This is a genomic window from Pseudomonas sp. LBUM1651 (genome assembly GCF_059716135.1).
In genome coordinates this window covers 1,857,111-1,875,759 of record NZ_CP166805.1, presented here as the reverse complement: position 1 = coordinate 1,875,759, position 18,649 = coordinate 1,857,111, and the positions used below count along the sequence as shown (strand labels likewise).

15 protein-coding genes are annotated in these 18,649 nt (G+C 46.5%); all 15 read right to left on the bottom strand.

Annotation, left to right across the window (positions count from 1 at the left end; all coding sequences use genetic code 11):
- Positions 1–54: 54 nt before the first annotated feature.
- Positions 55–1,203, bottom strand: a complete 1,149-nt coding sequence (locus tag ACA066_RS08670; RefSeq protein ID WP_497698878.1) for an N-acetyl sugar amidotransferase — start codon at positions 1,201–1,203, stop codon at positions 55–57.
- On the bottom strand, positions 1,196–2,464 hold the full coding sequence (locus ACA066_RS08665; protein WP_497698877.1) for a hypothetical protein: 1,269 nt from the start codon (positions 2,462–2,464) through the stop codon (positions 1,196–1,198). Before ACA066_RS08665 ends, ACA066_RS08670 begins: the two co-directional genes overlap by 8 nt.
- 14 nt (positions 2,465–2,478) lie before the next feature.
- Positions 2,479–3,225 carry an AglZ/HisF2 family acetamidino modification protein gene (locus tag ACA066_RS08660; RefSeq protein ID WP_497698876.1) on the bottom strand — a complete coding sequence of 249 codons (747 nt, stop codon included), beginning with the start codon at positions 3,223–3,225 and terminating at the stop codon, positions 2,479–2,481.
- A complete protein-coding gene (gene hisH, locus ACA066_RS08655) occupies positions 3,226–3,837 on the bottom strand; it encodes an imidazole glycerol phosphate synthase subunit HisH (protein ID WP_497698875.1) in 612 nt (203 codons plus the stop codon).
- Complete coding sequence (locus ACA066_RS08650; RefSeq protein WP_497698874.1) at positions 3,834–5,081, bottom strand: lipopolysaccharide biosynthesis protein; 1,248 nt, start codon at positions 5,079–5,081, stop codon at positions 3,834–3,836. The genes hisH and ACA066_RS08650 overlap by 4 nt, the downstream gene beginning before the upstream one ends.
- Positions 5,082–5,239: 158 nt before the next feature.
- A complete protein-coding gene (locus tag ACA066_RS08645; RefSeq protein ID WP_497698873.1) occupies positions 5,240–6,322 on the bottom strand; it encodes a DegT/DnrJ/EryC1/StrS family aminotransferase in 1,083 nt (360 codons plus the stop codon).
- Complete coding sequence (locus tag ACA066_RS08640) at positions 6,323–6,904, bottom strand: acyltransferase (protein WP_497698872.1); 582 nt, start codon at positions 6,902–6,904, stop codon at positions 6,323–6,325. It abuts the gene before it with no gap.
- 603 nt (positions 6,905–7,507) lie between these two features.
- Positions 7,508–8,572, bottom strand: a complete 1,065-nt coding sequence (gene wecB / locus ACA066_RS08635) for a non-hydrolyzing UDP-N-acetylglucosamine 2-epimerase (protein ID WP_497698871.1) — start codon at positions 8,570–8,572, stop codon at positions 7,508–7,510.
- Between the two features lie 15 nt (positions 8,573–8,587).
- Positions 8,588–9,691, bottom strand: coding sequence for a glycosyltransferase family 4 protein (locus tag ACA066_RS08630; RefSeq protein ID WP_497698870.1), 1,104 nt, complete (start codon positions 9,689–9,691; stop codon positions 8,588–8,590).
- A 97-nt stretch (positions 9,692–9,788) separates the two neighbouring features.
- Positions 9,789–11,783: a polysaccharide biosynthesis protein gene (locus ACA066_RS08625; protein ID WP_497699832.1), complete on the bottom strand. Its 1,995-nt coding sequence runs from the start codon at positions 11,781–11,783 to the stop codon at positions 9,789–9,791.
- A 162-nt stretch (positions 11,784–11,945) separates the two neighbouring features.
- Positions 11,946–13,124, bottom strand: a complete 1,179-nt coding sequence (locus ACA066_RS08620) for a DegT/DnrJ/EryC1/StrS family aminotransferase (protein ID WP_497698869.1) — start codon at positions 13,122–13,124, stop codon at positions 11,946–11,948.
- Between the two features lie 61 nt (positions 13,125–13,185).
- Positions 13,186–13,800: an acetyltransferase gene (locus tag ACA066_RS08615; protein WP_497698868.1), complete on the bottom strand. Its 615-nt coding sequence runs from the start codon at positions 13,798–13,800 to the stop codon at positions 13,186–13,188.
- A 110-nt stretch (positions 13,801–13,910) separates the two neighbouring features.
- Entirely contained in the window at positions 13,911–15,797 is a 1,887-nt protein-coding gene (locus ACA066_RS08610) for an acyltransferase family protein (RefSeq protein WP_497698867.1), read from the bottom strand.
- A 68-nt stretch (positions 15,798–15,865) separates the two neighbouring features.
- The gene (wbpB, locus tag ACA066_RS08605; protein WP_497698866.1) at positions 15,866–16,816 is read right to left on the bottom strand and encodes a UDP-N-acetyl-2-amino-2-deoxy-D-glucuronate oxidase; all 951 of its coding nucleotides are present in this window, start codon (positions 16,814–16,816) and stop codon (positions 15,866–15,868) included.
- Positions 16,817–16,900: 84 nt separating this feature from the next.
- Positions 16,901–18,214 (bottom strand): UDP-N-acetyl-D-glucosamine 6-dehydrogenase, encoded by a 1,314-nt coding sequence (gene wbpA, locus ACA066_RS08600; protein WP_497698865.1) that lies wholly within the window; start codon positions 18,212–18,214, stop codon positions 16,901–16,903.
- Positions 18,215–18,649 lie beyond the last annotated feature (435 nt).

The window sequence follows — 18,649 nt, the reverse complement described above, 5'->3', positions numbered from 1 at the left end:
TAAACCCCAAATAAAGTCAATAGCTTTAGCGGGAGTTTTAAAACTAAAACTCTATTATGAGTAGACGCTCAGGCGTCGCCCTGTAATACGAGCCACCACCTTCTGTATCCATTTAAGGGCACGATATCTTCCATTCCAGGTAGAAAAATCACTGTAATGATGAATCGGTGCGCTCATCAAGCCATCAAACTCTGCACGAGATATTCTCAGCTTTTTACAAAAGTATGTAATATCCAATTCGAGTTGCTCAGGATCGTACAGTGGCTCCTTAAGCTTCTCAAGAGCGGCTTCCCGGGTCATTTGACCAGATACTATCAGGCTGGAAAAATGCGGTCTACGTTTGTCATATCCGAACTTCACGGGAAGGTAGTGGTTTTGGAACAACTTGGTAAATTGGGATTCACCGTGCTTACGCGCATAGGGTTTATAACCAACGGTACTCTTCAGCTCCTCCAATGCTTGCTCTTTATCATAAGGCATATAATTCAAAGGACGAACAGTACGCATTTTTTTGAAAAGTGGATACCAAATATAGTATTGGAAAAAGCTAATAGTTTTATAGTTCTTAAGCTTCACCGTGCCATATTTCTTATGGACAGCCTTCAGGTTAATTGCATCCATAGCACTACCATGCCAAGACTCAGGAAATATCCCTTCCGTCGCCAAGTTGCCCCCTGACAAAATACAATTGATTCCATTCTTTATCGCAAAATGGTAAAGACTTGAAAAAAAGATATGATCTTGTGGCACGTCTTGATTGGAAATTCCTGCTCGCAAATATGCCAAATGCAAATCACGCATCTCTTCCCAATCTACAACATGCGTGTGCAGATCGTAATCACAATATTTAACAACGGCCTCAATATTCGCGACAGCTAGCTCACTATTCCAACCTGCGTCGACATGCACAACGAGTGGACGAAGTCCCCACTCTTTAATTTTAACTGCCAAATATGAACTATCCACACCCCCGCTCAAGCCCAAGATGCAGTCATAGTCTTTGTTTTTATTAGAAGATTTTAATTTTTCAACAATCTCCCGCCATTTGACTTTCCCTTCTTCACCGGGGAACCAGCTGTCTTTATGCACGGTTTCAAACTTAATGCAGTGATTACATACACCATTATCATTAAAATAAATTTCTTCGTCAGATGTATCCATGACGCATTGAGTGCACATTCTGTATTCAGAACTGTTAGACATATTGATTATCCTGATCTTTTTTGGAGCAAACCATAAGAGCAATTAGAAGACCGATTCCGGATGATACCAAAGCGGTAGTTGCAGACTGCTCTACCACTAAAATAGAATAAGAAAACCCCAAATAAATGAAAGTGGGATTCTTCTTTCTGAAAAAAGCAGCATCCAATATCAAAAACACGCACGCCACCAACATGATTAATATTAAATACAGGGCTAAACCGCCAGAAGAAAGCCCATAAATAAAACCGTTGGTATTAGCATTTAGTCCTTCGAATCCTAAGAAATCCTCCCCAACAACGAAACTGACTGGTTTATCCAAATTCACGCCACTCAGTGCAGACCAAGAAATATGATCCGACGTCATAAACTCAAAGTAAGAGGAGATTACCCACGGCGGCACGGTAAATGATCTTCGGATAAAGTAGTCTGCAACATAGGAATATTCATTTAAAGCATACTCAACAGCAAACAGACACAAAGAAGTCGTTACCAAAAAATATATATATTTTATGAAATTATCAATTCGATTCTCTCGTGCCGCGAAACCTAACAATGCAGCGATGGCGATAAACAAAATGGGGGCTTTGATGCCGATCAGATAGAAAAAAGCTAACCAGCTTAAGATAGGGACTATCAACAGCCAGATTTTCTTTGTCCAACAGGCCCAGAAAGCAATGAAAGGGGAGAATCCATTAATAATTGCCATGCTCAAGTAGGCGAAAAATGAACCGGTAACAAAAATATCTCTTCCTTCTAGTCTACGATCATATGACGTCGCAAAATCAAATCCTGCAGATGGCGTAGGATTTAATAATGCGGTTGATACTCCAGCAACGACCAGTAGGCTGAGAATCATAATGACGCCATTTTGATTAACCAGCCCCGGAAATCTGATAATTGGAATGGCTAATCCAATAACTCTGATAGATATTAAAGGAACAACCAACGCCATAAAGAAAAATGAGTAGTTTTCAAACGAAACGTACCCTCTTATGGAATGTAAGAGAATGTAGGGTAGCAAGACAAAAAAGCCATACAGAAAACAGAAAAAATCAGAAGGTCTGGAAATTTGCTTGGGAAGTACAAATCCCAGGAAAAAAACGCCACAAAAAACCGTGAAAAAATATCCAGCATTCATGGATATCGGTACATAACCTATGTATTCATTATCTTTTTGCAGTTGTAATCCGTACGATAAAATCATCAATGCAGAAATAATTAACAACACCATCGTGTTGAGCAGACTTCTCTTGATGTTCATGTTAATTAACACAATTATAACCGAATATCTGTCGGATAATTAATCAGTACAGCTCGATGCTTACCGTGAAAAACAAACATACTTCCAGCCGCTACCCCCGAAACATTGCCTTCGTGAATGGCATGTGAAAGGTGCTCTATAGTTCCAGCACCTCCGCAGACAACAACCGGTACATTTACTTTACTGGTAACGCGCGTAATGGGGGCAAGGTCATAGCCAGACATCGTTCCGTCACGGTCGACATTATTAATGAATATTTCCCCCACTCCCGCAGAAATCAAGTTCCCAATATGCTCGTCTATACTGCACTTCGCGTCGACGGTCGCAGAGTTTACAACTAATTTATAACTGCCAAATATATTCTTTTTTATATCTATGGCCCCAACAATAGCTTGACTACCAAAAATATCAGCGGCTTCACGTATTACATCAATGGACTCAACAGCGGCAGTATTTATGACTACTTTCTCAATACCAAGTCTGATCAGCTGCCTAATCTGTGAGATATTTTTTATGCCGCCTCCATAAGCCATCGGCATGAAAGCCTCTCCGGCCATTTCCTCAATCAACTGATAGTTAATCTCACTGCCAGTTCTTGATGCGTCAATATCAAGGACTACAATTTCGTCCGCTTCTTTATCGCTAAAAATTTTAACGGCATTTACTGGATCACCAACGTATACGGCATCTTTGAACTTTTTTGTCTTAACCAAGCCATTACCACGAATCAATAGACAAGGTATTACGCGCGCGCGATGCATTTATAAACCTCGTGCAAATGAGTTCAGCAGTTGTTTGCCAAACCGATGGCTTTTTTCGGGGTGGAATTGAACACCGGCTATATTACCGCGAGATACCCCGGCAGCAAACTCGATCCCATATTTCGCATAAAGTAATATGTCCTCAGGATCGTTAGGTTCCATATAATAGCTATGTACAAAGTAAAAACGAGCTTCAGGCTCCATGCCCTCTAACAGATAGTGATCTTTTTTATTCTGCCAAACTTCATTCCAGCCCATCTGTGGAACACGCAAGCCTTCAATATCCGGAAACTTTCGAACTTGCATGTCAAGCCAGCCTAAGCCTGCCTCATTTCCCTCTGAGCTTTGCGAACCCAACATTTGCGCGCCGACACAAATACCTAAAATCGGGGTTTGCTGGCCCAACACTTTTTCTTCCAAAACAGGAATGAGACCGCTACCCCTCAGATTTTTCATACATGCATCAAAAGAACCATTACCAGGCAAAATTATCTTGCTCGCTTGCTTAATATCCTGGACGTTCGATGTCACGAGAGAACGAATACCCAAGCGCATCAGCATATTTGATACCGCAGCGATATTGCCTATATCGTAGTCAACGATAACGATCATTTTTTCGCACCCAAACTGAAACGATATGACATTATTATATAGATCACATAAAGCGAAGCATACCCTGCGCTGTACATTTTAAGCGCGAAGGAGTAGTCATTCGGAAGAACCAACGTTGTAAGTGTCATCACCAACAAGCTGATCTGCCATAACAAATCTAAATTCTGCCGCCCAGCGATATAGACCATGTAACTAAGCGGACTGGCGATGAAAGCAAGGGCAAAATACGGCAGCATCCATTGTGCAATAGTTCCGGAAAAACGCCACTCTTCACCAAAGGCAATTACAAATATTTCTTCGCTCAAGAAAAACATTCCCAGAATAAATATCAGGGAGCCTACTGCGAGCACTTTGAAGGTCTGTACGTATATATCCCTGCACTCTCCATATTCTCGATAGTGCGAGGACGCGTGCCGTTTAAAAACATCAAGCACAGATTTCCCTAACAATCCAAGTGGCGCGCCTAATATTCGCAACGTCATAGCAAGTAAACCAGCAACTTCGGCACCATATCGACTAGCGACTAGAATGATAGGCAATTGTGCAGCTGCAGTGTTGATCGCATCGGCCGGAAGGGAAAATAACGGAAATCGTCGCTGTTTATACCAAAAGCTCTTAATGCTTTTCAGCATACTTCCATGAATAGAAAGTCTCCGAATCGACATCAATTTTACTGAAACCCCACACGCCATCAAGCTTCCAACAAAATAGCCAAACGCCAACATGGTAGCGCTAGGCTCAAAAAAACCTAATAATATTTGTAGAAGTGTTATAGCAGAGGCGTTAATTATTCTAATAGTTGAAAGCTTACCATAAAGCCCTTCAGCAGCAGCCCATGACTGCCACGTTTGCACAATAGCGATAGTTAGAGCTGCTGGAATTGCCCATATAAAAAGCGATAATTTTATTTTTTGATTTAGCACTGGCCAAAACCAAAATGCAATTAAAAACAGCAGCAACAAGAGCAAAGAAGCAAGACATGCGGTTATCAATGTTGTAAAAACGGCGAGTCGTCGAGGCTCCCCATCTTGCTCTATCGCTAACGACGTTTCAAACCGCCCGGTAATAAGAACGCTTAACAGAAGCACAACACCAAGCCATGACGCATATAGTCCAAAATCGACGGGCGCGAAAAGCCGAGCGATAACTAATGCACCTAAAATTGGTATAATTTGAGCGACAGCAGAACCTGTAAGCACTGAAGCAATATTTTTCCAGTAATTATTTTTTAAAATCAACCTCATTATCAGACATTCACTTATCGTTTAAAATTGAAAAATCCAGCTGCTCACCAGGAGTTTGCAGCTACATATTTATACAAAACAATCAAATATGTGCTGCCTTTAAACTCCATATATGTATTGGGCTCGAAACAGCCCTATCACACCATAATGGCAAAAAATCAGCGTGTTGCCACTTCAACTATCTTCTCTTGATCTTCGGCTCGCAGATACGGCCCCATAGGCAAGCTTAGAACTCTTTCAGCGACGATATCACCAATTGGGAGCTTAGCGTCATAATCTGCTACCGCAGGTTGCTTATTCAAAGGGATCGGATAATGAACAGTCGTTGGAATACCGGCGGCCTTGAATTTCTCCTGTAAGGTTTCACGATCATCTACACATAGCGTGTACTGAGCCCATGCGCTAGTGTTGTAAGATTCAATAAAAGGCACTGCATATTGTCCGGAAACATTGAATAATTTTTTGTAATTATTTGAAACTTCCTCACGAAGAATGAGTTCTTCAGAAAATATTTCAAGCTTTGGTAGTAAAATTGCTGCTTGCAATGTATCCAGCCTACTATTTACGCCCACACGCACATGATGATACCGTCTATCTTGGCCATGCCTGGCGATTTGCCTGATTATTCTTGCTAACTCTTCATTACTTGTGAATATGGCGCCACCATCGCCGTAACAGCCCAAAGGTTTACTTGGAAAAAAGCTAGTACAAGCGATTGAACTCAAGTTGCACGAACGTCTACCCTTGTAAGACGCACCGAAACTTTGGGCGGCATCCTCAATCACCGGAATATTAAACTTATTAGCAACAATATTGATGGAATCGAAGTCTGCACACTGCCCATAAAGGGACACGGGAATTATGGCTTTTGTGCGATCGGTAATAGCGGCGGTGAGCAACTCTGGTTCAAGATTGTAAGTTTTTGGATTGATGTCTACATAAACTGGTTTCGCCCCGAGCAAAGCAACCGTTTCGGCGGTAGCGATGTAAGTGAAACCAGGAGTAATTACTTCGTCACCCGGCCCGACACCTAAAGCCATTAAAGCGATCTGCAATGCGTCAGTTCCGTTCGCACATGTAATGCAATACTTGGCACCAACGAAATCTGCGAGTTTCTCTTCAAGCTCAGTAACCTCAGGGCCTAATATGTACTGGCCATGTGCAAGAACCTTTTGGATTCCCGCATCAATCTTGTCTTTGATTCGCGCTTGCTGAGCTCTGAGGTCGATGAATTCCATCATTTACGCTTCCACTTTTTTTAATGTTCTATCCGAGAGTACGTAGCTGGCACTCGAGTGAGGGCACTGAGCAATGCCCTCGCCACGCAGTGGAAGGTCGAGTTGCTCACCGAACTCACTCATCCAACCAATTTGTCGCGCGGGAACTCCGACCATAAGAGCGTAAGCAGGGACATCCTTATTAACTACTGCTCCGGCCCCGATAAAAGCGAACTCCCCAATTGTTACTCCGCAAACAATTGTGCAATTCGCGCCGAGAGTCGATCCTCTCTTAACTAAAGTATCGCGGTATTCACTTTTACGCTCAATTAGCGAGCGTGGATTATATACATTCGTGAAAACCATACTGGGACCACAAAAAACACCGTCTTCCAACGTTACGTTATCATAGACGGAAACGTTATTTTGAATTTTACAATAATTACCAATAAATACTTGATTACCAACAAACACGTTTTGGCCTAGTGAAACACCCTCACCAATTACCGCTCCCGCACAAACGTGTACAAAATGCCAAATACGAGTGCCCCGACCAATATTAGCGCCTTCATCTACGATCGAACTTGGGTGTACGGTATAGGTCATTTTTTACTCAACAATGTTTGATTTACTGAGAATTTTTGGTGGGCTCTGGATGTACAGTCATTGCCGTGACGGTGAGATGGCCCACTCTGATCGCCCGTGATTGGCCATGATTACCATCACACAGTCACCGCAGCCTCCTATCACCTCTAGCACATCGAGTCGCTACAGGGCGGGGGACGGCGGGACGCCGCCGCTGATGGACAAAAAGCACTCGTTAAAGGCTTTATATTAGCAGCTACTTTGCCAAACTCCCACCCTGATACCCATAGGAAAAACGGGTGTTAATGCTCAAACCAATGACATACAGGTAATCACACTGATACCGATTGTCGTATTGGTGCCGGAATTTTTTTAGGAGTCCAGCGAGAGCGGTGTGATGGCGGCGTATGCCCCTAGCTTTTCGCAGGGAATGGCGCAGATGATGGCTCAGGCTACGGCATTGCCAGATCGTTAAGAGTATTTGCCAGAACCGGCAGTATTACGGATGCATGTAATTCATGAAAAAGGGCTCAGATTTATTGAGCACCCAACTGCATATGACTTTCATTTCAGAACCACGCTACAACCCGCCGATCGGTAGTCAATCCAGCGGGTATAGCCCAATCACGCTTTCGAAAGATGAGCGGCGATGCGAATTGCTGCCGTTCCCCCGCCATAGAGCTGATCACTGTCGACGACAACTCTATTCAAGTGTTGTGTTACCGCGCTAACTATCGACTGACTCTTGGCGTCCACCAAAACATTAGCTCCCATGTCAACAAGCTCGACCCATTCAGTTTGTTCACGAACTGTCACACATGCTTTATTGAAGAAGAATGCTTCTTTTTGCACACCACCACTGTCTGTTAACACCAACCCGGTTCGTTGGAGCAGCCAGATCATTTCCAAATAACCAACAGGGTCTATTGTATGCACTTTCAGCTTCAAACCAGCCCTGGAGATAGCATCACGAGTCCGCGGATGTAAGGGCATAATAACGCGCACAATGTTTTTATGAATTTCATTTAATGCAAGAACAATTGCAGTCAGTCTTTCAGAGTCATCCGTATTCTCTGCTCGATGCAAAGTCGCGAGGACAAAACCACTTTCCAAGTTAATATCTTTTGGAGCTACTGCTCGCCGCGCAAAAAATACCGCACTGTCCTGCATTACATCGCCGACATTCAGTACTTGAACCGGCTTATGGGCGAACCCTTCACGTTGCAGGTTGTCAACGGCTGTTTGCGTCGGGCAAAAAAGTATATCACTTACTTGATCAGTGACGATGCGATTGATTTCTTCTGGCATTCGCATATTATAACTACGAAGCCCTGCCTCAATATGGGCGACAGGAACATGTAATTTCGCCGCCACCAGGGCACCAGCCAGTGTTGAGTTTGTATCGCCGTATACCAACACTCGGTCAGGCTTTTCTTTAAGCATGACCTGTTCAATTTCCATCATCATGCGGCCGGTCATAGCCCCATGTGAGCCTCCATGAATATTTAACTGATGATCTGGCCTTGGTATACCCAACTGCTCAAAAAAAATATCTGACATATTCGAATCAAAATGCTGACCGGTATGAATGATAGTCTCTGTTAACCCCGGCTGCTTGGCGATTGCCATAGAAACAACGCTTGCTTTAATAAACTGAGGGCGCGCACCGATTATGGTAAAAATCTTCACATTAACTCCCATCTTCTACATAAAACTTGAGTAAAATCCGACTAACTTCCGCCCTTCAACATCCCAATTATAGCGTTCAATTACGGCTTGTAGACCATTTCTCCCCATCTGCCTAGCACGCTCGGGGTTACTCAGTAGAAAATCGATGCTTTCAGCAATAGCGGCAGGATCCATAGGATCTACGCACACACCACAATCGCTACCCTCTATAATTTCACGCCACAACGGAAAGTTTGACGAAATTACCGGTATGCCGGAAGACATATACTCAAACATTTTATTTGGTTGCGCGTCGACATGATTGGGTAGCGGATGAAATGTGACTAGCCCTGCGACCGATCGTCCTAATACCTCACGAACTTCAGCTCGTCCGATCTGCCCGTATTGCTTAACAGAAGACCATGCAGAGAGCTGCTTCACTTCGGACTCAACAGCACTTTCCGAAAACTCACCCACCAGATTCAAACGAATAGGATTTTTAACGTATGCCAAACTTTCAATAATCTCACGTGCGCCACGGATAGAAGCTATCCCGCCCACGTAGCATACTTCGTTTCTTTTATCTTTCCATGGCACATCTGCGTCAAGTTCGCCGATCATGGGAAAGTTGTTTATATCGAGCACGTTGGAATTTATAGCTAAAAACTTATCACGAATAGAGGGAGTAGCAGTCAGGATAGCATCCAGTTTCTTACAAGCGAAACTCTCATATACGGCAAACACTTTAGAAATCGTGTAGCGAAAAAACGGAGATAGATAAGGCTTGCTCAACAGTTGTTTTGGCACGTCTTCATGAGAGTCAAAAAAAACGATCTTGCCTTTTCGTTTTAACTTCAAGCCTATAGGTAACAACTCAGGATCATGGAGATGGTAAATATCCGCTTCAAGCTCTAGCGCCTTTTTAAAAACTTTATTTGTTGTACGAAAAATTCGGTTTAAACGCCCTTGAAGCAACCCGGCATCGACAATATTGACGCCGTCAATACTTTCATCGCCCTTACCATCAGCGACGACCAAGGATACATCGTACCCGTGACCAGCGAGAGTCTTGCACTCTTTTTGGAAAATACGAATATCGTATCTAGGGTGCGCCGACGTCAAATGGGCTACTTTTAACAAAATGCCTCCAAACCAATCATAATAATGTTCTGGCCTCTGGGTTATCCATATCGTGGCAGAACCCCAGAAATAGCCGTATATCTAATAGCGAATAAGCTCAGGGTTCGAGGCGGCGTTGCTGATATATCCAGTCGACAATCTCGCCGTCCGGCGTATAACCGCTGACGGTGTCGCGCAGCAATTGCCGGACGCGGGTGTAGTCATCTGTATCTATGGCAACCAGCAGCTCGGTCAGCCTTCCCTTCAATACATCCCAAGCCAGGTGATCTTCGTTGGCGCTCATGATCATTGGGTGGCAAGTGGCAACCACATTGTCGCCAATCAATAACTCTTCATAAAGTTTCTCACCTGGGCGCAGCCCCGTGAATTCGATCGCAATATCGCCTTGAGGGTTTCTCTCGGAGCGAATACTCAAACCCGACAGGTGCACCATCTTCTCAGCCAACTCGATGATTTTCACCGGTTCGCCCATGTCCAGTACGAATACATCGCCACCTTTTCCCATGGAGCCAGCTTGAATCACCAACTGCGCTGCTTCCGGAATCGTCATGAAATAACGGGTAATCTTCGGGTGAGTGACCGTCAACGGTCCGCCGGACTTGATTTGCTTGTGAAATAATGGGATTACCGAGCCGGAGGAACCCAGCACATTTCCAAAGCGAACCATGGTGAAGCAGGTTTTATTGACCCGGGAAATGTTGGACTTATCACCGAACAAGACCGGTGCCGGTTCTCGGCTTAGCGCCTGTAGAGTCAACTCCGCCAAACGCTTGGTACTACCCATGACGTTTGTCGGTCGGACGGCCTTATCTGTGGAGATCAGCACGAAATTGGCAACGCCCGATTGGAGTGCGGCTTGAGCCGTATTCAATGTTCCAATGACATTATTCAATACACCTTCTGCAATGTTGTGCTCAACCATCGGCACGTGCTTGTAGGCAGCTGCGTGGTAGACAGTGTCTACATGCCAGGTTTTCATCACATCGAGTAGCTTGTTTTGGTTGCTTACAGATCCAAGAATTGGTAACACCCGAACAGCCAATGATTCGCGTGCAACACGCTGCTCCAGCTCCGAAAGGATGCTGTATAAATTGAATTCGCTGTGCTCGAACAGCAACAACGTAGTCGGGCGCAGTGAAAAAATCTGTCGGCAAAGTTCAGAGCCGATGGAACCGCCCGCACCAGTGACCAGAACACACTGATTCTTGATGCAGTGTTCAAGTAGCTCGACTTGTGCAGGAACCGAATCACGGCCCAGCAGATCCGCGATATCGACTTCCTGGATGTCGTCGACCTTCACCCTTCCACTGGCCAAATCCATGAAACCAGGGACGCTTCGTACATGGAGCGGAAAGCCCTCGAGAAAACCGAGGATCTCACGGCGTCGACCTCGATTGGCAGAAGGGATCGCCAGGAGAATTTCCTGGGTACCGGTCTCATCGATCATGCGTTGAATGTGTTTGGGCTTGTAGACGTGGAGGCCGGAAATAACACGATCTGAGATGCTTGCATCGTCGTCGATGAATGCAACCGGCCGCATTACGCGCCCCATGCGCAATGCCGCAACTAATTGGTTGCCCGCTGCGCCGGCGCCATAAATGGCGACGCGAGGAAGACCATCGTCTCGATTTGTGAAAGGCACGTGTTGAGCTGCGGAAAACCAATCACCCAGGAAATATTGTCGCATCCCCAAACGCAGCCCCCCAACCATGATCAGGCTTAGCCACCAATAGTTGAAGATAATGGACCTTGGTACGACATGTTGGTGATTGCCATACCAATAAACGACAAGGCCGAGAATCAGCGATGACAAACTAACGGCCTTGATAATAGCGATTAGCGCATCATTCCCAAAGTAACGCATGACCGCACGGTACATTCCAAAGCGAATGAAGAGAGGGATCGCAACCACGGGAGCACTGAAAAACAGCCAAGGATGCTGAAAGATGGGATCGATCATCTCATCGATACCCAAACGCACGACAAACGCCATCCATAGGGCGAGCCAAACCAGAACTACGTCCGCTGAAACCTGTATCAGACGTTTCTGACAACGCGTCAACCCCAGCAATAACGTTCTCAACCTCTCCATAAGCCCTTCAAACACCTCGTGCTAATCCTGCACCTACATTTACCGGTGTGCGATCCCAGGAAAACACACCAATTTATTATGATTAAACTTCAAGAATCTACTAAACGGACAAGCCAGCAACTCTGTACGAACACACTGCGTTCGCTATTTTTAGTGACTGACTCAGGTCTCAACAGCCAAGCACATAACTTCCTTGAGTACGGCACAGGTCTTATCAATTTCCGCGTCCAAAAGCGTCGGATGCACAAGAAACATAAGGCTGGTCTCACCTAGTTCCCGAGCTACTGGCAGACGCTCGGTAGGTCGCCACCCTGTATTGTCGAAGGCTTTTTCCAGATAAACCTCCGAGCAGGAACCCGAAAAGCAGGGAACGCCGCGAGCAGCGATTTCGGAAAGAATACGATCACGACTCCACTCTGCTTTAAGCTGGACTGGCTCTACGAAAACATAGCATTTGTAAGCAGCATGCACGATATCCTGCGGGACAACAGGCACGCGTAACCCTTTGAGTTCCGATGAACAATCCCAAATGCGTTGGGCATTGGCGATACGCACATCACGCCAGTGAGGCATGCGTCGCAATTGAATACGGCCAATTACACCCTGCACCTCAAGCATGCGCCAATTAGTACCGAATCGTTCGTGGACCCAGCGGAAACCTGGTGGGTGTTCTCGTTCGTAAACCGCTTCCCAGCTTTTACCATGATCCTTGAACGCCCACATTTTAAGCCACAGGGAGCGATCGTTGGTCGTAACCATACCGCCCTCTCCACCGGTCGTCATGATTTTGTCTTGGCAAAACGACCAGGCACCGATATGACCTATAGAACCAACAGGACTGCCTTTGTATTTAGCTCCATGTGCCTGGGCACAATCTTCAATCACTTTGAAGTCATGGATTTGCGCCAAGGCCATAATTGGATCCATATCACACGGCCAGCCGGCCAGATGGACACAGATGACTGCACGTGTGCGCGGGGAGAGCACCGCTTCTATGCTTTTAGCTGTAAAGTTCTGGGAATCCCGATCAACATCTGCGAATACTGGAACAGCGCCCGCGTTGACAATGCTGGAAACCGACGCAAGGAACGTGCGAGATGTTACAACCACTTCGTCACCGGCACCGATGCCGAGTGCCTGCAAAGCCAAGTCGAGCGCGACGGTTCCGTTTGCCAGCGCTACCGCGTACTCAGCGCCCGACCAGGCTGCAAACTCTTTTTCAAACTCTCGGCATTCCTTGCCCGTCCAGTAATTTACTTTATTCGAGAGTATGACCTCTCGTACCGCGTCAGCCTCTTCGACAGTAAATGAAGGCCAAGGAGAAAACGGTGTATTCAGCACGGTACAGTACCCATAGTTTCGATAAAAAGTAATGGAGCGCAGCGTGCGTCCGTTTGTCTGCCTATAAAACTTTCGCTGGCACTCCGACCACAGTGAGCTGGTCCGCGACATCGCTAACGACAGCCGCACCCGCCCCGACAATCACTTGGGAACCAATGCAGATCGAATGCCGCACACTCGCACCGATACCAATCCAGCTCAAATCACCAATACGAACATTTCCGGCCAGTCTTGCCCCCGGACTGATGTGAACGCCGTCACCCAAAATGCAATCATGATCAATGCTACATCCAGTATTAAGAATGGCGCCCCGTCCGATGTTGGCATCAATGTTGACAACAACACCTGCGAATACAACCGAGCCCGTACCAATAGTAGCATGCTCGCTAATCGTCGCTTTCGGGTGGACCAGGGAAACAAGCGGTGCGCCAGCCTTTGCCAATTCGACAAGTTTCAAATGGCGAACGCCATTGTTTCCAATAGCGACCAAAACCCCATCGAACGCTTGCAATTGGCCCAGCAGCGCGGAGGCATCTCCTACTATGGGCCAGACGCCGTTCATACTCCGCCCCGGCCAGCTATCGTCAAAAAATTTAACGTTCCAGCCACAACACTCGCCGGTGTCAGCCACCACCTTACCGTGGCCGCCGGCCCCTAGGATGGCTAGCCTTTTCAAAACTCATACCCTTTGAACATAGTTCCGTTATCGGCTCCAGACTGCAAAGGGGAAGTAAGCCCATCGAAAAACGAGAAGGAATGCGACATATCTGGCACCCGAGTGTTTAATCATTGAGATAGGGTGAGCATTTTTTTGAGGAGCGGCGCTGCAAAAAGCCCATATCTGCGAGCACCTATCTCGTTCAGATGGCTATTATCCATATAAATTAACTTTCCGTCCTGGAATGGCGCGTCCTTGAAAAAAGTACTGCGGGACAGATCGAAAAATTCAGCACCTTGATAGCGCTTAACGATCGCCGCCACCTTACTGTTTTCCCGCTCCCACTCCCTGTCCTCGCTGATGCTAACTGGTAGCCCTAACGCTTCAAAGCGCCTAATGCGAAGCAAACTTATATCAAACATCGGTACTTGAGCGAGGACTATGACCTTAACGCCCCGCCCTGTCGTCTCCTCCAGAAAAGATGACAGCGCCTGCATAAATTCAACGCTCGGCGCCTGCCACTGCCACATCGCAGCGACAACAATAACGCGCGCTTGAGCAATGTAAGGGGTAAGCGTGGATATCTGTGAGCGACAGGCAGCACGAGCAAACGCAGGTAGCCGCTCTACATCGAAACCTGGCATGGGGAGGCAACTGCTTGCAGTAATGACTCTGGCAGAAAACCTATTCCGTTCTCCGATGACATCAAAGAACTCGTTCAATTGCGCAGCATGACTATCCCCCATAACGAGGACTGACGGTTTCTCGTTGCGATCACCTCGAATGCAATCTCCAACGATCTGCCCATGACATATTTCACTTGCAGGTGCGTATTGTGTTACCTCCGAAGGCAGAGGTTTCTCAAGGACGGCGTTCATTGGAATACTCAAGAGAACTAACAGTCCGGCAACACCGATGATAGCTAAAACACCAGTTGGTCGAGCTAAAACACCGTTGCCACCTCGCGTCGGCAATTCTACCCAACGATAAGACATCCACGACAAGAGAAATGTAATAACAACAAAGCTGCACAACCATAGACCCGGCAACTCGTCGTGCCCGAGGTAATAGCGCATAAACGCCAAAACCGGCCAATGCCAAAGATAAAGTGAATAAGATAAGGCTCCTAGCCAGACGAAACCGCGAGTGGATAGTATCCGGCTGACGACACCTTCCCTCGAAGCGATTAGCAATCCAGCAGCGAAACACGGCAAAACTGATCGCAAACCTGGGAAATCCTTCTCATCTGTATAGATGAAACACCCGCCAAGCAAAATCAGCCCTACGCAGCCTGCCAGAGAAGCAAGTCGAGGCGACCAACTGCTACCAACACCCGCTACGGCAATTACAGCGCCAACCAAAAATTCAGGCACCCTCGCGAGCAAAGAAAAATAAACATGCCGCTGACTATCCGGCAATCGCAGCTTCCACTCTGCATACGCAAAAAAAACGACGCACAGCGCTCCCAACAGCAGACTTAGCCACTTACGAGGTGTAAACCAAATCAACAGTGGAAGAAAAAGATAAAATTGCATTTCGATGGCCAAGGACCACGTATGCAACAAAGGAAGCTCATGAGCACCGGGAGCAAAATAACTACCAAAACCAGAAAAATACTGATTACTAAAAAAAAGTAACGCGGACCTTACGGACTGTTTAAAAAAGGTAAAATCAGCGGAAACAAACAGCAGCGAGGAAACGACTGCCACAACAACAAGCATTACAATATAAGCTGGTACAATCCGCTTAATGCGTCCCCAGTAAAACGCACGCCAACTAAAGTGTTCATTTCGCTCGACGATAATTGATGAAATTATATACCCAGAAATGACAAAAAAAATGTCAACACCCAAGAAGCCAGACGGTAACAAATTTTGACTTGCGTGGAAGATCATCACTGAGAGAACAGCAATAGCTCGTAAGCCCTGAACATCCCCACGAAACCCTAACCTAGCCCGGGTTGAAGCGAATTTATTCAGTGAAGTCGAAACATCTCTTAATTCGTTCACATTCACTACACTTGCTCAACTTTCCAACACTGCAAAAAAGGATGGCGACGATCGCCATCCACGATACAGATAAATCAGCGTAAAAGATCAGTAAGTGCAGGGTGACCTTCCCCATTGACAGCAGGAACAACTTTTGAGGCACGAATAGTTTCTACTGTCTCAACGCAATGTCGAGCATCCTCAATACCGTAACCGCGCCCAGCCAATATTTCCTGATAACTAGTTGTATGGAGATCAGTAAAACCTTCTGAAAACTCCATCTCTTCTGAATTTACTGTAATAGAACGATACGTTGATTTCTTTCCTGTAACAGATGCGGGCAGATCATTCGCATCAATCGACAAAAACCACCTGACTTTTGCTTTTTCATATTCGAGATACCCTGCCGCCTTGTGTTCACTAGTAAAGTGAACAACATTGCGCTGAAGATCGCCGAATATAAAATGGAGCATATCGTAAAAATGCACACCAATATTTGTAGCAACGCCGAACGATTTGCGAGGATCGCCCTTCCAGCTTTCCATATACCACTTCCCACGAGAAGTTATATACGTAAGCTCCACATCATATTTTTCATCTTTATACTCTTTGGCCACTTTTTCTTTCAGGTCGAGAATTGCCTGATGATGGCGCAACTGAAGAATGTTGAATACGCGTTTACCAGTTTCTTTCTCCACATGAGCAAGCTCATCCAGAATTTCGCTGGTGGGAACCAACGGCTTTTCACAAATAACATCACACCCCATTCGCAAAGCTGCAGCAATGTGCGCATGGTGCAAATAGTTTGGAGAGCAGATCGAAACATAGTCGAGTGCTGTTTCGGGATCGCGTTTCAGGCGAAAGGCATGCTCCTGAAAACGCTCAAACTCGGTAAAAAACTCGCTATCGGGCGAGAGACTATCAATGATTCCCACGGAATCGTTAATATCGTAAGCCGAAGCCAACACGTTGCCAGTATCCTTGATAGCACGCATATGACGTGGAGCGATGTATCCAGCGGCGCCAATAAGAGCAAAGTTTTTCATTGAAATCTGTTCCGGTAAAAGTCGAGACTGCCCGGCCATCCTTACTCAGGAAGGCCGGAATTACGCATTGATAACGCGCTTTGGTCAGGCCTTGATAAGGTTCGCTGCCGCCATCCGATACTTGCCCCGGCTGTCGACTATCAGACGAGAGGAGGACTTGATGAGTTCATAGTCAAACTTGTCGTGATCGGTAGCCAATACCACTGCGTCAAAACGGGACAAATTCTCAGCAGTCAGGGACTCGCTGCGGAGGTCGAAGTGATGCTCACGCATTTTCGGAAATACAGGAACATGCGGATCGCTATAAGCAACCACACAGCCTTTTGCCTCGAGTAACTCCATGATTTCTACAGAGGGCGATTCGCGCATGTCATCGACATTTTTCTTGTAAGCAATGCCAAGCACCAGCACTCTGCTTCCCTTCAGTGGCTTGCCGTGCTCATTCAGGCCATCCACCAACTTGCTGACTACATACTCAGGCATCGCTTGGTTGACTTCACCGGAAAGCTCAATAAAGCGAGTGTGAAGACCATACTCTCGGGCTTTCCATGTCAGATAAAACGGGTCGATTGGAATGCAGTGGCCGCCCAAACCAGGGCCTGGATAATAGGCAGTAAAGCCAAATGGCTTGGTAGCAGCAGCATCTACAACCTCGAAAATGTCAATACCCATACGGTCGGCGACGATTTTCATTTCATTGACCAGGCCAATATTCACTGCCCGATGGATATTCTCCAAAAGCTTGGTCATCTCCGCAGCTTTCGTCGAGCTAACTGTTACAACCCTATCGATTGCTTGCTCGTAGAGCGCGATACCCACCTCTAGGCAAGACGGCGTATCCCCCCCGATAACTTTTGGAATTGTGCGAGTTTCGAAATTCGGATTCCCCGGATCTTCCCGCTCTGGCGAGTAGACCAAGAAAATATCTTGCCCCACTATAAGCCCGCCTTCCTGTACTCGCGGGAGTAATTCTTCTTCGGTTGTGCCAGGATAGGTAGTACTTTCCAGCGATACGATCTGCCCGGCCCGGAGATAAGGCTTGATGGCGTTTGTGGTATCGATCACAAAGCTCATGTCAGGCTCGCGATACTTGTTCAGTGGCGTGGGTACACAGAGAATCAGAGCATCGCACTCGGCTACTCGGCTGAAATCTGCAGTCGCTTCGAAGCCCGAATTGCGAGCATCCGCAATTTTTTCTGCAGCGATATGCTCAATGTAGCTTTGGCCAGCGTTGAGCAATTCGATTTTGCTTTCATCAATATCGATGCCTAGCACGCGATAGCCAATAGCGTTATATCGAAGCATTAAAGGCAAGCCTACATAGCCGAGACCAACAATCCCGATCAACGCTTCCTTACTTTTGAATTTCGCGACACTGGCCTGTTTCTGCAGGTGCATCAGTAATACTCCAACTCAAGATAAATACACTTAAATGCCACATCAGCCTGACTGTGGATAAAACGCCATGGACGTAAATACAAGTCCAAGCGGCCAAACACCCGAAACTGACGGAAGCGCGCTCAGGCCGTTTGACTGCCCCACTGCTCGTCGCCGATCAGGCCCGGCGCAGCCGCGAGACCTTGTTCGCAGAGCGTACGCGCACCGACACAATCTCCGAATTAAATCATAGCTCTGCTCCCAAAGCCGTATAAAGATTCAGGGCATATGCGGATTATACGCAATCAGACGACTTCCTCCCGCCCGAACGTCACCTCAATGGCGACTTTGCAGAAATGGTCATTTTTCGGCGGCATGATCAACTCACGGGAGGGACGGCGCCAGTGTAGAGGAAGCAGCCAAACGATCAACTCCTTCGATGCCCATAACATGACG